Source organism: Streptomyces sp. NPDC029044 (assembly GCF_040637495.1).
Lineage (GTDB): Bacteria > Actinomycetota > Actinomycetes > Streptomycetales > Streptomycetaceae > Streptomyces.
In genome coordinates this window covers 1-15,220 of sequence record NZ_JBEZWN010000107.1, presented here as the reverse complement: position 1 = coordinate 15,220, position 15,220 = coordinate 1, and the positions used below count along the sequence as shown (strand labels likewise).

Here is a 15,220-nt window from a genome sequence, read left to right as displayed (position 1 = left end):
ACTCCAATCACGTCGAGGGCCGCCCTCAGGGGCGGCCCTCGACGTGTGTTCGTCCCCAGCCGTCAGCGGTCCTCGGCGCGGACGCGGTCGGCGATGCCCTGTGTCAGCTCGATGTCCTCTCCCCGGACGCCTCCTCAACGATCACAGTGAGCAGGCTGTACCCGGTGTTCGAGTAGTGGAACTCCTTCCCCGCTGACCACGGCTCCGCTGCCAGCGCCTGCCGCACCAGTTCGTCGCACACGCGTCGGCGCGGCGGCGCTCGTCACCGCGCTCCTGGGCGGGGCGACGGCGTCCGGCGTCTTCACCGACGACGAAGAGGCGGCGCAGACGCGGACGTCGGCCCGCCTCCGACACATCGCGGGCGAAGCGACGAGCTGCTGGAAGCGCCGGGAACAAGGACGCCTGCTCCCGTGTGTACGCGGCGGGTGTCAGCGCTTGAGCGTCGTCGCACTGGCGACCAGGACGAGGATCACGCACACCAGGATGAGCAGCGCGTCGCGGACGAACACTCCGGTGATGCCGGTGTGTGTGGCGGCCTCGCCGGCGGCCTGGACGGCGTACGTCATCGGCATGATCCTGGCGACGGCCGACAGGGCGCCGTGCATCTCCTCGCGCGGCACGAACATGCCGCAGACCAGGAACTGGGGCAGCACCCCGGCGGGCAGGAACTGCACCGCCTGGAACTCGTTGCGCGCGAAGGCGCTCACCAGCAGTCCCAGCGCCAGCCCGAGCAGCGCCCCGAGCATGGCGATGACCATCAGCAGATACGCGGGGCCCTTGATGTCCAGGCCGAGCGGGCCGATGGACAGCAGCGTGGAGAGGACCGCCTGCAACAGGGCCAGGAAGGCGAAGGCGAGGCTGTAGCCGAGCACGATGTCGAGGCGCCGCACGGGCATGGTCAACAGCCGCTCGGCGGTGCCGGTGGTGCGTTCCCGCAGCGTGGACACGGACGCCACGAGATACATGACGATCACCGGGAAGATGCCGAAGACCTGCGGTCCGACCCGCTCGAACGTGGCCTCCGCATCATGGAACATCAGCTTCAGCAGCACCATGAGCATGCAGGGGATGCCCAGCAGCAGTGCGGTGCTGCCCTTGTCGCGGGAGATCTGCTGGAGCACCCGGACCGCGGTCGCGCCGGTGATGCTCGGTGAGAACGGCAGTCGCTCCGCCAGCCGGACGCCGCTCACCGCGTCAAGTCCGTGGCGAAGTAGGCGCGTTCCGCCTCGGGAGCTCCGGTCTGGTTGAGGAGACCCGGCAGGGCGGGCAGCAGGGTCTGTGCGGCGGACCGGCGCCGCGCGCGTTCCTCCGCCTCGGTCGCGGCCTGCACCAGGTGCATGAACGCCTCTTCCACGTCGTCGCAGCCGGTGTGCTCCAGCAGTGTCTCCCGGTCGGCTCCGGCCAGCAGGCGGCCGGAGCGCATCAGCAGCAGCCGGTCGCACCGGTCGGCCTCATCCATGACGTGGCTGGAGACCAGCAGGGTGGTGCCTTCCTCTGCCAGCCGCTGGAACACCAGCCACAACTCCCGGCGCACCATGGGGTCCAGGCCGACGGTCGGTTCGTCCATGACCAGCAGGTCGGGTCTGTTCAGGAGGGCCACGGCAAGCGACACCCGCGAGTACTGACCGCCCGACAGCCGCGCGACCGGCTTGTCCGCGTACGAGGCCAGGTCGACCTCCTTCACGACCCGGACCACCGCGTCCTCCCTGCGCCAGCCCCGCATGCCGAGGGCGGCGGCGAAGTAGCGCAGGTTCTCCAGCACCGTCAGATCCGCGTAGACCGACGGCGCCTGGGTGACGTAGCCGACGCGGGTTCGCAGCTGTAGGGCTCCGGCCGCGTACCCGAGGACCTGGACATGGCCCGCTGACGCGTGCTGGACGCCGACCACGGACCGCAGCAGTGTCGTCTTGCCGCAGCCGCTCGGGCCGAGCAGACCGACGATGCAGCCGCGGGGGACGGTGAAACTGACGTCCTGCAGGACCGTGTGGCGGCCGCGGACCACCCGCAGCCCATAGGCGGCCACGGCGGGCAGGTCTCTCGGAAGCGCTGCGCTTGTCTCGGTCTGCTGCACGGCTCCACTGCATTTCGTCATGATCGGTTCCGCTCGGAACAGCCAGGGTCGGCGGCTGGGACCGAGCGGTGCGGTTCGGCAATCGGCCAGGTCAGGTCCACGGCTGTGGGCCGCCGCACAGACAACGGTCCACTCCGTCCGAAGTCACGGCTTTTGTCCTTTCACGCGGGGCCGCGTACACCCCTGGCTCAGGAATCACGGTGAGTCATCGCCCAGGCGATCTCCTGGAGTTGCCGGTACGCGTCGGGAGTGGGCTGCGCCCAGGCCAGGGCCCGCAACGCGGCGGACACCTGGCGGCGTGCCTCCTGCTGGGCGGCTTCGCGGCCCCCGGCCTCCTCGACCAGTCCACGCGCGAGGGCGATGTCTCGCTCGTCCAGAGGGTGAGTGGCGGCGTACAGCTCCCGGAGCCGCTCGGCCGCCGCGCCCTCTCCGCTCAGGGCCGCCACGACGGGCAGCGACTTCTTCCGCGCCGCGAGGTCGGCTCCCACGGGCTTGCCGCTGCGCGCCGTGCGGCCCCAGATGCCGAGGACGTCGTCGGCGCACTGGAAGGCCACACCCAGCCGCCGTCCGAACTCCCTCAGCCCTCGCACCCGTTCGCGGTCCGCTCCGGCCAGGATGCCGCCCAGTGCGCACGAGCACCCGATCAGGGAGCCGGTCTTGCCCTCCGCCATGGCGAGGTACTGAGCCACGGACACCTCCGGCGCCTTCTCGAACGCCACGTCGTGGCTCTGCCCCTCGACCAACTCCAGCAGGGTCCGGACCAGTTCCTGCACGGCCTCCACCGCCGGCCCCTGCGGGGTGTCCGCGAGGGCCCGCATCGCCGACACGAGCAGCGCGTCACCGGTCAGCACGGCCGCGGGGGTGCCGAACACCGACCAGGCGGCCGGTCGGTGCCGACGCAGAGCATCGCCGTCGATCACGTCGTCGTGCAGCAGGGTGAAGTCGTGCACCAACTCCACCGCCACGGCGCCGGGGACGGCGAGTTCCGCGCTGCCGCCGACCGCGGCGGCGGACAGCAGCGCCAGGGCGGGGCGGACCGACTTGCCCGCACTGGACACCGTTGTCGTCGTGGATCCGTCGGCTTCGCACCAGCCTCGGTGATAGCCCGCCACCCGGCTCTCAGCGGCCGGCAGGGCGGCGACGGCCGACCGGAGGGCGGGGCCCAGCAGGTCGTCGACCCAGCTGAGGCGAGGAAAGGTGCCGGCCGGGAGCGGGTGAGTGATCTGCGCCATGAAACTGCTCCTCAAGGACTGCGAACGGGAACCGCGTGAGGCACCGGCTGCCGGTCACGCACCCGCCTCAGTCAAGCGGTGGCCCCCGGACCTGCGGGGCCGCGCCGCACGTCCTTGCCAAAGATCACTTGGCCGGACCAGCCCTCATACCGTGCACCTACCCGACAATCGAATGACGAGGGGGACGAGTTGGACGGCGTGCCGACGCGGTCGCGCTCATCGCGACGCGAGGATCGAGGACTCCCCCGGGACCCCGCGCCCAGCGTCAACCCCCCGCTGACGCCCGAGGTGCGCGGCATCGTTTCTGCATACGACTTTCCGGGTGATCTCCGCGCGCGTACGCCTGCCGGGCCGACACCCGGCCGCTCATTCTGCTGCGCGTGATCGCTTCTCTGGCACGCGCCTGTACCGCCGCTTTGGTGGGCACGGCCTGCACCTTCGTCCTGTACTGCCCCGCCCACGCGGCGACGTCCCTGCCGCTGGACCGGGCCGTCGCCGCCCTCCCCCAAGCCGCCGAATCCCGGGACGGCTACGAGCGCACCGAGTTCCTGCACTGGAACTCCGGGGCTCAGCCCGACGACGGGTGCGACACCCGCAACGAGGTGCTGATCGCCGAAGCGACCGAACCCCCGTCAGTCGGCCCGGACTGCCGCTTGAAGGGCGGCACCTGGACGTCCTATTACGACGCCCGCCAGGTGACCTCCGCCGCCGCCATGGACGTCGACCACATGGTGCCGCTGCCCGAGGCCTGGGACTCCGGCGCCTCCCAGTGGACCGCCGCCCGCCGTGAGGCCTACGCCAACGACCTCGACGACCCGCGCAGCCTGGTGGCCGTCTCGGCGACGGCCCACCGCGACAAGGCCGACCAGGACCCCGCGCAGTGGCTGCCGTCCAACACCAAGGCCACCTGCCGCTACGTCATCGAGTGGACCGCGGTGAAGCTGCGCTGGGCGCTCACCGCGGACGTCGAGGAGCGCCAGTCCCTCACTCGGCTCGCCGAGGCCTGCCCTGACGCGACGGTCACGTACACCCCTGCGCCATAAGGGCCGCTCGGAGCACTGTCTCGGCGAGGCCTGCCAGTCACGCAGTGGACCGGGTGGGGCCCTGCCGCGGCAGCCGGGCGGCCAGCACGGCGGTCGCACGTCCCACCGGTGTGGCCATGATCCCGGCGACGCTGGTGCGGCCGGCGATATAGGCGTCGAGACGTCGCCACGCCGGTGGCAGACGGGTGAGGGCCGTGTGGGCCAGGCCGGGGTTGCGGGTGAAGAGATCCATCAGTGAGCGGCTGGCGCGCATCTCGGTGCCGAGCACGTCGTCGATGTGCCGTTCGTAGTCGTCGGCCGCGGTGCGTGCCTCCGTCTCGTCGGCGGCGCGGACCAGACGGGCGGCGGTGTGCCCTGCGCCGGCTCCCGAGCGCAGGGCGTAGGAGATGCCTTCCCGTGACCAGTGGTCGACGAGGGCCGCGGCGTCGCCGGCGACCAGCACGCGTCCGCGGGCCAGGGGGGAGTCGGAGCGGCGGCACCGGGTCAGGTGGCCGGTGTCGTGAAGGGGCCGGGGAGCCGAGAGCTCGTGCCGTCGGAGGAAGTCCTCTTTGTAGGCGCGCAGCGCGACGGGGTTGCCGCGGGCCGAGACCACTCCGGCCGTGCACACCTCTCCCTTGGGGAAGACCCAGCCGAACGAACCGGGCAGCGGGCCCCACTCCATCAGGACACGCCCGCGCCATCGGTCGGCTGTCCGCTCGTCGACCGGCACCTCGACCTCCAGGGCGAGGTCGACCTGCGCGCACCGCACTCCTACGTACCGGGCGACTCTGCCGGCGCTGCCGTCGGCGCCGACGACCGCCCTGGCGCGCAGTGTGTCGCGACGGCTGGTCCGCACCGTGACGGTGTCGCCTTCCTGCTCCAGGGCGATCAGTGCGGTGCCGTCCCGGACCTGCGCGCCCGCGGCGGCAGCGGCTTCGGTCAGTGCCGCGTCGAGTTCGCTGCGGTAGACCAGGGCGCAGGTCGGGGTCTCGCAGGCCAGGGTGCGCTCCTTGCGTCCGTCGTGGGCGAAGGTGAAGTGCCTTGCCGTGTCGTACACCTTCAGGGGCAGGCCGGGCGGAAGGGCGGCCAGGGACGCTCCGATGAGGCCGCCCCCGCAGGTCTTGTAGCGGGGGATGGTGGCGCGTTCCAGGAGCAGGGTCGTGCAGCCCTTCTCGGCGGCGACCCGGGCGGCGGTGGCGCCGGCCGGGCCGGCACCTACGACGATCACGTCCCAGGTGCCGGACGCGCGGGAGGGGGCGGAGGAAGCGGGCATGCGATGGTCACCTAGCGATCGGGGGGACGGAGCGAACGGTGGTTGTCAGTCGGTGTCGGATCGCTCCGTCTCGGATCCGGCGTCGTCCTGTTCCTGCTCGGGGTGGAGGCGGGCCAGGAGGTAGCGGGTGAGGGCGGCGGCCGTCGGGTGGGTCCACATCACCGTGGTGGGGATGTCCAGGGCCAGTTCGCGTTGGAGGCGGTTGCGCAGTGCGATGGCCATGAGGGAGTCCAGGCCGAGGGTGACCAGAGATGTGTCGGCGTCGAACCGGTCGGTTCCCAGACGCAGGACCGCGGCGATGTGGTCGACGACCTGAGGCTGGAGGATCTGCTGCCGCTGCTGGGGTTCGTCCGTGTCGCGCAGGGATTGCAGGAGGGCGCTGCGGCCACTCGTGGAGCGGGAGTCCGGCGTGGGTGCGGCCAGTTCTGCGAAGAACGCGAGGCGGCCGGTGGCGGGATAGGAATCGAGCCACCGGGCCAGGTCGATGGGGGTGTAGGCGGTGCGGGGCCGGTCGTGGGCCAGGAGGCGTTCCAGGGCGGCGACACCTTCCGCGGGGGCGATCATGGCGTAGCCCCGTTCCTCCATCCCCGCTCCTCGGCCGAACTGTGCCCAGGGCCCCCAGTTGACGCAGGTCGCCGGCAGGCCCTGCGCCCGCCGCCAGGAAGTGAACTCGTCCAGCCAGGCGTTGGCGGCCGCGTAGGCGGCCTGCCCGGGATTGCCCAGCAAGGAGGCGGCGGAGGAGAAGGTGACCCACCAGTCCAGGTCCTGGCCGGCCGTGGCCCGGTGCAGCAGCCAGGCGCCCGTGGCCTTGGGACGCCAGACCTTTTCCAGGAGGGCGGTGGAGAGACGGGTGACGGTGGCGTCCTCGACGACGGCCGCGGCATGGACGACTCCGCGCAGGGCGTGGCCCGTGTCCAGGGCGGCCCGTACGAGCGAGTCGGCGACGCCCGGTTGGGCGAGGTCCCCGCACACGACGTCGACGCGAGTGCCGAAGTCTTCGGTGAGGGAGTCGAGGACGGCACGGGTCGCCCCGGTGGGAGCGCTTCGGGAGGTGAGCACCACGGCGGCCGCGCCGCGTTCGGCCAGCCAGCGGGCGATCAGCAGTCCCAGTCCGCCGAGCCCGCCCGTGACCAGGTAGGTGCCGTCGCGCCGGACGACGGGGACGTCGTCGGGGAGCACGTGCAGGAGGTCGGTGCCCTCGGTGGGCCAGGTGAGGACGAGCTTGCCGGTGTGACGGGCGGAGGCCATGGTGTGGAAGGCCGTCGACGCCTCGGTGACGGGGTGTTCGGTGACGGGCAGCAGCGCGAGGGTGCCGTCCGCGAGCATGCCGGACAGTTCGCGGTAGCCCTCGGCGAGCAGCGCGGGGTCCCGTTGCATCATCATCAGCACGTCGACGCCGGCGAAGGTGACGTTGCGCCGGAAGGGCAGCAGCCCCAGGCGGGTGTTGGCATAGATGTCCCGCTTGCCGAGTTCGATGAACCGGCCCCGGTGCGCGAGCAGTTCGAGACCGGCGGACTGCGCCGGCCCGGTCAGGGAGTTGAGGACGACGTCGACGCCCTCTCCCCCGGTGAGTTCGCGTACACGGTCGGCGAAGCCGAGGGTGCGGGAGTCCATGACGTGCTCCACCCCCAGACCGCGCAGGTACTCCCGCTTCGCTTCGCTGCCCGCGGTGGCCCACACCTGCGCACCGCAGGCCCGGGCGAGATGGAGCGCGGCCAGACCGGTGCCGCCGCTCGCCGCGTGGATGAGCACCTTCTCGCCGGGCCGGAGCCGGGCCAGGTGCCGCAGGGCGTACCAGGCGGTGAGATAGGCGCACGGCAGGGCGGCGGCGTCCCGCGTGCTCACGCCGTCCGGCACCGGCAGGAGGCAGTCGGCGCCGACGGTCGCGAAGGAGGACATCACGGCGGACCGGGACCCGTCCACGAACATGGCGGCTACGCGGTCGCCCTCCCGCACCTCCCGTACGCCGTCCCCGACCGCGGTGACGGTGCCCGCGCCGTCGAACGCGCAGACGTCCGCCTGCTCCTCGCCGGTACTGAAGTCCTGGTAGACGCCGAGGGCTTGGAGCACGTTGATGAAGTTGACGCTGGTGGCGGCGAGCCGGACCTCCACCTCGCCCGGGCCGGGCCTGCGGCGGGACTGGGCGACGAACTCGAAGGAGTCCAGGTCTCCGGGGCGGGCGAGATGCAGAGCCACCCGGTCGCAGGCACGGTCGACCGGCTTCCGGCGCCGCTCCCCCGCGCCCAGGGGGACGTTGCGCAGCCGGGCCAGGTGACGGGTCCCGCGGCGGTAGGCGATCTCGTCCTGCTCGTCGGGGCAGGACAGCAGCTCCGCGGCGACCTCCGCGACCGGCGTGTGCGCGTCGATGTCCAGGACGGCGGGGCGCAGTTCGGGGTGCTCGTAGCTCAGGACCCGTACGAGCCCGCGCAACCCGGCCTGGCCCAGCTCCGGCTCGTCGTCGGGGATGACCTGTTGTGCGGTGGCGGTGACCGTCCACAGTCGCGGGGCCGCGCCCTCGCCCGTGTCCCGCGTAAGGGCGCGGGCCGTCTCCACCAGGCGAGCCACTTGGTCACGGGCGTGCCGGTCGGGTGAGGTGGCACAGGGCGCCGGCAGGTACACCACCCGACTGCGGCACGGCCCCGGAGTACCCGTCCGGTGGAGTGCCGAGCGGGTCGAGCGTCCGGACGTCCACCACTGCCCCGAGCTCGCTCAGGGCTCTGCCGAGGGCGGTCGCGTACGATTCGCGTCCGGGTTCCGCCAGCAGGGACCAGCCCCCGGTCGCCGTTCGTGCCGCCGGACGCTCGCCGGGCGCCCAGGACGTCTGGAGCAGGCGGTTCGCGAAGCGCTCCTCGGGGCTTTCCGCCGGTACGTGGCGGAACTCGACTCCGGTCGCATCGGCGATCACGGACCCGTCGTCCGCCCACAGCCGGAAGTCGGCCGTGAACCGGCCGTCCTCCAGGCCCGTGAGGGTGACCAGGCAGTGGCCGCTGAGCGGAACCGTCCCGTACAGCCGCAATGCTTCGATGCGCCGGGGCAGGATGCCGCCGGCGGGTACGGCGCCGGTCCGCAGGACGGCGGCTGCGACGGCCTGGAGGCAGGTGTCCAGCGCGACGGGATGGCAGTGCAGCGCCTGAGCACCGGCCCGCCCCCCGTCGGGGACGGACAGGCGGGCCAGGAGGCGGGCACCCCGGCGGTCGGCCGGTGCCCCGTCCGTGTACAGGGCCTGGAGGCCGAGGAACGGCGGGCCGTGGTGCACTCCGCGTTCCTCGCGCATCTGCTGGTAGACGTCCGCCGGATCCACGGGGTGCGGGAACTCCTTGAGAAGCTGCCGCGGGTCGGGGCCGTGCGGTGCTCCGCCTTCGGGTTCCGCGTGCAGGGTCGCCCGGGCGTGCTGCACTGAGGTGCCGTCGGACGCCGTACTGACCAGCCGCCAGCGGGCGGTGTCCGGGCCGGCCGATTCCGCGGTGGCGGTGACGGGTGTGCCGTCGGCCGTCGGCAGCAGCAGGCGTTGCAGTTCGATGCCGCTGACGCGTACCCGGTGCGGAGCCACGGCGTACAGCGCGGTCGCGGCGGCGACGGCCATCTCACACAGGGCCGCACCGGGCACCACGGCGACATCGTCGACGCAGTGCGTGTCCAGCCAGGGCAGGGTCGTCGGGGTGATGCGCGTCTGCCACAGGTGACGGCCGTCGCCGTCGGGGTCCGTGGTGTGCGGTCCGGTGAGCGGATGTGCGGTCGCAAGGGGTGCGGCTCCGGCCGACTGCCGCATCGGGGAGGGATCGACGACGTACCGCGTGCGTTCCCAGGTGGTCGGCGGTACGTCGGCCAGGTTTCCGTGGCCGTAGCGGTCGGCCCAGTCCAGCGGGTGTCCGGCGCAGTGCAGCGCCGCCACATGGGTGTGGAAGGCCAGCACGTCGTCGGTGTCGCGCAACAGGGACGCCACGACGGCGGTGTTGTGGTGTCCGTGTGCGGTGAGCGTGGCCTGGACGGGGTGGGACAGCACCGGGTGCGGGCCGATCTCGACGAACAGGTGGTGCCCGTCCTCGGCCGCGGCCCGCACCGCGTCGGCGAAGCGCACCACGCGGCGCAGGTTGTCGGACCAGTAGGCGGCGTCGAAGGCGGGGTGCTCGCGCGGATCTGCGGTGACGGTGCTGTAGAACGCCGCGCTCGGCGTCCTGCCGGTGACGTCGGCGAGTGCCTCCACGAGATCCGGCAGGACGGGGTCCATGTGGGCGGTGTGCGAGGCGACGTCCACCTCGATCACGCGAATGCCCACGCCGCGTGCCTCCCACTCCCGGGCGAGGCTGCGGATGCGGTCGGCGTCTCCGCCGATGACGGTGTTGTCGGGTGACGCCACGACCGCGACGGTCACCCCGCGCACGTCCTGTTGCGCCAGCAGCCGTTCGACCTCGGCGCGGCCGAGGGCGACGGAGGCCATCAGGCCCTGTCCCGCGGTCCGCAGGATCAGCCGGGAGCGGCGGCAGATGACCCGGACCCCGTCCCGGACGCTCAGGGCCCCCGAGGCCACCGCGGCGGCGACCTCTCCCATCGAGTGGCCGATCACCGCCGCCGGTTCCACCCCGTGGGAGCGCCACATCGCCGCCAGACCCAGCTGGATGGCGAAGATCACCGGCTGCACCCGGTCGAACCCGGTCACCACCTCCGGCCCGCGCAGGATCTCCCTCAGGGAGACGCCGGACTCCTCTGCCACCAGCGGTTCGAGTTCGTCGATGACCCGGGTGAACTCCGGTTCACGATCCAGCAGTCGGCTGCACATGCCCGCCCATTGCGAGCCGTGCCCGGAGAAGACCCAGACCACACCCTCCGCCGGGTTCGAGATCGTCCTGCCGGTCGCCACTCCCGCGACGGACGCGGTCCCGGCCGCCAGTTCCTCCAGGCGTGCCAGCAGTTCGGCCCGGTCGGCGGCGACGACGACGGCCCGTTCCCTGGCGGGCGACCGGCGCACGGCCAGCGAGTGCGCCACGTCTTCGAGTGGGACCCGGGCGCCCTCACCCCTGAGCCACTGGGCCAGCCGTTCGGCTGCGGACCGCAGAGCCACCGGCGTCCCGGCGGAGAGCGCGAACAGGCGGGGCGCCCGGTCACCCCGCCCGGTTCCGGTATCGCCGGGCGGGGCCGGGCGGGGCGCTCGCCGTGCGGAGGGGAGGGCTGGGGGCTGTTCCAGCACGACGTGGGCGTTGGTGCCGCTGATGCCGAAGGAGGACACGGCGGCCAGCCGTGCCCCGCCGCGCACGGGCCATTCGGTGGTGTCGGTGGGCACGAACAGCCGGGTCCCGCTGGGGTCGATCTGCGGGTTCCAGTTGTTGAAGTGCAGGCTGGCCGGGATCATGCCGTGCCGCAGGGACGCGATGGCCTTCAGGAGACCCGCCACTCCGGACACGGGCTCCGTGTGGCCGATGTTCGTCTTCACCGAGCCGAGCGCGCACCGGTCACGGCCCTTGCCGTAGACCGCGGCCACCGCGGCGAACTCGATGGGGTCGCCCACCGCTGTGCCCGGCCCGTGCGCCTCCACCATCCCGACGTCGCCGGCCTCGACGCCCGCGCGCTCCAGCGCGAGACGGTAGAGGTCGATCTGCGCGGGCTCGGAGGGCGCGCTGAGCCGGGTGCCGCGGCCGTTCTGGTTGACGGCCGTGCCGCGCAGCACCGCGAGCACCCGGTCCCCGTCGCGCACCGCGTCCGACAGCCGCTTGAGGACGACGACGCCGCAACCCTCTCCCCGGACATAGCCGTCGGCGGCGGCGTCGAAGGCGTGGCAGCGGCCGGTGGGCGAGAACACACCCCACAAGGCGGGGGCGATGACTCCCTCGGGTCCCAGGGTCAGCATGGCGGCCCCGGCCAGCGCGACGTCCGACTCGCCGGTCCGCAGGCTCTGACAGGCCGTGTGCACGGCGACCAGTCCGGACGCGCAGGCACTTTCCACCACGACTTGCGGGCCCCGCAGGTTCAGCATGAATCCGACGCGTCCGGGGCCGATGCTGTCGAAGCCGGTGTACATCGCGTAGGCGTCGACCTCCTCCAGGGGACGCTGCACGCGCAGCATGTAGTCCTTCTGGTAGATCCCGAAGAACATGCCGGTCGGTGTGCCGGACAGGCGCTGAGCCGGGATCCCGGAGTGTTCGACGGCCTCCCACGCCACTTCGGACAGCAGCCGGTGCTCGGGGTCCACCCAGGGTGCTTCCTGGGCGTTGATGCCGAAGAACTCCGGCTCGTAGGCGTAGACGTCGTCGTCCAGGAAGCAGCCGTAGCGCAGCCGGGCCGCGACCTGGGCCGGAAGGCCGGCCAACTCCGCCTGCTGCCACCGTTCGGGGGGCACCTCCCGTGCCGTCTCCCGACGGGCCATCAGCAGCCGCCACAGCGAGGTGAGGGAACGCACCTCGCCGGGGAACCGGCAGGCGGCTCCGACGATCGCGACGGGCTCGTCCTGAGCCGCACCGGGCTCCTCGACACGGGATTGAGCATGCACAGGCAGACCGTCCTTGCGCGTTGCCCGGGAGGCGACCTGTTTCCGGTCCGCTCTCCGCCTCGCCGTCGGATCGGTCGTACGAGGCGTCATCCATTGCGTCACGGAGACAGGGGGCACGCCAAGGACGCACCGGGCGGCGGCAGGAGCACCCGGGACGGAGCGGACGCGCCAACGCATCGGGTTCAGCCCCCTGAGTGGCCTCTTAACCGATCATCGCGCTCGCTGCCCCGGGCGCCTGACATGATCGCCGACATGTTGGCCGACAAGTTGGACGCGCTCTCACGCATGACGGTCGAGCACATGGCCATGCCGTTCCCACCCGGCTTCCGTGGCGTGGACATCGAGGCTCAGGACATGGTGATGCTCGACGCGGACGCCTACGGCTGCGCGGCGAGTGCTCTCAAGGGGCCCCTCGCCGATCGGCAGCGCGCAGCCCTCACACGGGTGTTGGCGGCGTTCGACCGGGTCCTCCCGGCGATCGACGACGCGTACGCGAGCAGGTACTACTCGCACCTGCACAAGGCGTCCTTGCTGGCCGCCGAGGTCGATGAACTGCGCGAGCGGTAGCGGCGGGGCCGGCTACGGATGCAGCGTCGCCTCGCCGGTGACGCGGATGGCCGCCTCCTGGCCGGGGCCGACCGACAGCGGCCCCGCGACGCGGACGTCGACGGGGTCGTCGACGCCCTGAACGCTCAGGGTCACCTTGGCGTCGTGGCCGTAGTAGAAGACGTCCCTGACGGTGCCCCGCACGGCCTCCTCCGTGTCCGCGTCCGTCAGTTGCAGCTGCTCGGGACGCAGGACGACGGTGCCCGTGCTGCGGCCTTGGGGTGGGGTGGTCAGGGTCACGGTCCCCAGCGGTGTGGTGGCCGTTGTGCCGCTCCCGTGCACGGTCGCGGGGACCAGGACGGCGTCGCCGACGAAACCGGCGACCCAAGGGTCGGCCGGGCGCCGGTAGAGGTCCTGGGGCGTGTCGCACTGGGCGACGCGCCCCTGCCGTACGACGGCGACGAGGTCGGCCGTGGACAGGGCTTCCTGCTGGTCGTGGGTGACCAGCAGGGCCGTGGCACCGGTCGCGCGCAGGGCGGATCGCACATCCGCCCGGACTCCCGTGCGCAGCGCGCTGTCGAGGGCGTTGAACGGTTCGTCGAGCAGGACGAGTGCGGGGCGCGGAGCCAGTGCCCGGGCCAGGGCGATGCGCTGTTGCTGTCCGCCGGACAGTTCGTGCGGCATGCGGTCGCCGTACCCGGCCAGTCCGACGAGGTCGAGCATGTCCGCCGTCCTGCGGCGGCGCTCGCTGCGGTCGAGGCCGGTCAGTCCGAACGCCACGTTGCGGGCCACGGTCATGTGCGGGAAGAGGGCGCCTTCCTGCGGCACGATGCCGATGCGGCGCCGTTCCGGCGGCAGGTGCACGCCGGGCCCGGCGAGGGTGCGTCCGTCGAGCGCGACCGTACCCGTGTCGGCGCGCAGGAACCCGGCGATGACGCGGAGCAGGGTGGTCTTTCCGCAGCCGGAGGGGCCGAGCACGGCGGCCAGCGTCCCGCCCGGCACGGTGAGGTCCAGGCCCCGGAGGACGGGGGCGCCGGAGCGGTAGGACTTGGTGAGCTGCTCGATGCGGAGCTCGTTGCCGTGGTCGGTCATGTGCGGTGCCTGCCCAGGAGGTAGGAGGGGACGGCGGCCAGGAGGATGAGGGCCGCGGCGTAGGGTGCGGCGGCCGCGAAGGAGCCGGATCCGGTCTCGGTCCACAGCCGGGTGGCCAGCGTGTCCACGCCGGTGGGGCGCAGCAGCAGCGTGGCGGGCAGTTCCTTCATGCAGACCACGAAGGTGAGCGCGGCGCCGGCCGCGACACCCGGTGCGGCCAGCGGGACAGTCACCTCTCGCAGCACCCGCAGGGGCGAACGGCCCAGGGAGCGGGCCACGTCCTCCAGCAGGGGCGGCGCCTGGAGTACGGCGGCGCGGGTGGCGGCGACCGCGACCGGCAGGAACAGCACGGCGTAGGCGCCGATCAGCAGGGGCAGTTGCTGATAGAGCGGGTAGGCGTAGCGCACCGCGAAGAAGACCAGGGAGAGCGCGACGGTGATGCCGGGCAGTGCGTGGCCGGCGTAGGCGGCCTGTTCCAGCAGCCGGGCTCCGCGTCCCCGGTGGCGTGCGGCGATCACCCCGACGGGCAGTGCCAGCAGGGTGGTCAGGGCGGCTCCGGCCGCGGCGACACCGAGGGTGGTCCAGGCTGCTTCCCCGAGCGCGCCCAGGTCCCAAGTCGCCGAGTTGCCCACGGCCAGCCAGTAGCCGAGGGTGCCGAGCGGGAACGCCACCGCCGCGGCCACCAGCGTGGTGCACCAGGCCAGGGCGGGGATCCGCCAGCGGCCCAGGGGCACCGGGACGGCCGGGCGGGCGGTGCCGGCGCCGGTCCGGGCATGGCCGGCGCGTCCCCGGGTGCGGGTCTCGGCGGCGACCAGCGCCACCGTCAACACCACCAGCACGACGCTGAGCGCGGCGGCCGGGGTGCGGTCGAAGGAGGCGCGGTAGGACGTGTGGATGGCGCGGGTGAAGGTGTCGTAGCGCATCAGCGAGACGGCGCCGAAGTCGGAGAGCACGTACAGGGCGACGAGCAGCGCTCCGCCCGCGGCGGCCGGGCGCAGCTGGGGCAGCGTGACCCTCAGGAAGGTGCGCACCGGTCCGTGACCCAGGGAGCGGGCGGCCTCCTCCTGAGCCGGGTCGATCCCGCGCAGCGCGGCGGCGACGGGAAGGTGGACGTAGGGGAAGCTCACGAGGGTGAGGGCGAGCGCGGCCCCGGCGAACCCGGCGGTCCGGGGTGCGCCGGCCAGCCATGCGAAGGCGGCGACGTAGCTGGGCACGGCGAGCGGCAGGGTGACCAGCACCGACCAGGCGCGTGCCCCGGGCAGGGCCGTGCGTACGGTCAGCCAGGCCAGGGAGACGCCGAGCACCAGGCACGCTGCCACGACGACGGCCGTCAGGGAGAGGCTGCGGGCGAGGAGTTGCAGCGTCCGCTCGTCGCCGACGACGTCCCAGGCGTAGCGCGGACCGCGTTCGAAGGCGCGGACCTCTCCGAGTCCGAGGTCCAGACGCAGGGCCGGGAAAACATCATCGTCAACATTCCCAAGGGCACCAAGTCGGAGCAGGCCC

Annotated in this window: 11 protein-coding genes; 2 read left to right on the top strand and 9 right to left on the bottom strand. The window is 72.7% G+C overall.

Features of this window, described 5'->3' with window-relative positions:
• Window positions 1-103: 103 nt before the first annotated feature.
• The 4 genes from AB0E85_RS38375 to AB0E85_RS38360 all read right to left on the bottom strand — a co-directional run bounded on the left by AB0E85_RS38375 (window position 104) and on the right by AB0E85_RS38360 (window position 3,303).
• The gene (locus AB0E85_RS38375) at window positions 104-241 is read right to left on the bottom strand and encodes a hypothetical protein (RefSeq protein WP_361937375.1); all 138 of its coding nucleotides are present in this window, start codon (window positions 239-241) and stop codon (window positions 104-106) included.
• A 187-nt stretch (window positions 242-428) separates the two neighbouring features.
• Window positions 429-1,190: an ABC transporter permease gene (locus AB0E85_RS38370; protein WP_361937373.1), complete on the bottom strand. Its 762-nt coding sequence runs from the start codon at window positions 1,188-1,190 to the stop codon at window positions 429-431.
• Window positions 1,187-2,092, bottom strand: a complete 906-nt coding sequence (locus tag AB0E85_RS38365; protein WP_361937371.1) for an ABC transporter ATP-binding protein — start codon at window positions 2,090-2,092, stop codon at window positions 1,187-1,189. Before AB0E85_RS38365 ends, AB0E85_RS38370 begins: the two co-directional genes overlap by 4 nt.
• A gap of 167 nt (window positions 2,093-2,259) precedes the next feature.
• On the bottom strand, window positions 2,260-3,303 hold the full coding sequence (locus AB0E85_RS38360; protein WP_361937369.1) for a polyprenyl synthetase family protein: 1,044 nt from the start codon (window positions 3,301-3,303) through the stop codon (window positions 2,260-2,262).
• 380 nt (window positions 3,304-3,683) lie between these two features.
• On the opposite strand from AB0E85_RS38360, the gene AB0E85_RS38355 reads away from it, so the two are divergent.
• The gene (locus tag AB0E85_RS38355) at window positions 3,684-4,346 is read left to right on the top strand and encodes a DUF1524 domain-containing protein (protein WP_361937367.1); all 663 of its coding nucleotides are present in this window, start codon (window positions 3,684-3,686) and stop codon (window positions 4,344-4,346) included.
• A 37-nt stretch (window positions 4,347-4,383) separates the two neighbouring features.
• Here AB0E85_RS38355 and AB0E85_RS38350 read toward each other — a convergent pair whose 3' ends face one another.
• From AB0E85_RS38350 to AB0E85_RS38340, 3 genes are read right to left on the bottom strand one after another with little or no spacing between them, the layout of a single operon-like run.
• The gene (locus AB0E85_RS38350; protein WP_361937365.1) at window positions 4,384-5,598 is read right to left on the bottom strand and encodes a geranylgeranyl reductase family protein; all 1,215 of its coding nucleotides are present in this window, start codon (window positions 5,596-5,598) and stop codon (window positions 4,384-4,386) included.
• Between the two features lie 45 nt (window positions 5,599-5,643).
• Window positions 5,644-8,163, bottom strand: a complete 2,520-nt coding sequence (locus AB0E85_RS38345; protein ID WP_361937363.1) for an SDR family NAD(P)-dependent oxidoreductase — start codon at window positions 8,161-8,163, stop codon at window positions 5,644-5,646.
• 4 nt (window positions 8,164-8,167) lie between these two features.
• Entirely contained in the window at window positions 8,168-12,079 is a 3,912-nt protein-coding gene (locus tag AB0E85_RS38340; protein ID WP_361937361.1) for a type I polyketide synthase, read from the bottom strand.
• A gap of 252 nt (window positions 12,080-12,331) precedes the next feature.
• On the opposite strand from AB0E85_RS38340, the gene AB0E85_RS38335 reads away from it, so the two are divergent.
• A complete protein-coding gene (locus AB0E85_RS38335; RefSeq protein WP_361937359.1) occupies window positions 12,332-12,646 on the top strand; it encodes a hypothetical protein in 315 nt (104 codons plus the stop codon).
• Window positions 12,647-12,658: 12 nt separating this feature from the next.
• Here the strand turns inward: AB0E85_RS38335 and AB0E85_RS38330 are convergent, their stop codons facing one another.
• Complete coding sequence (locus AB0E85_RS38330) at window positions 12,659-13,717, bottom strand: ABC transporter ATP-binding protein (protein WP_361937357.1); 1,059 nt, start codon at window positions 13,715-13,717, stop codon at window positions 12,659-12,661.
• Complete coding sequence (locus AB0E85_RS38325) at window positions 13,714-15,165, bottom strand: iron ABC transporter permease (protein WP_361937377.1); 1,452 nt, start codon at window positions 15,163-15,165, stop codon at window positions 13,714-13,716. Before AB0E85_RS38325 ends, AB0E85_RS38330 begins: the two co-directional genes overlap by 4 nt.
• Window positions 15,166-15,220: the final 55 nt, after the last annotated feature.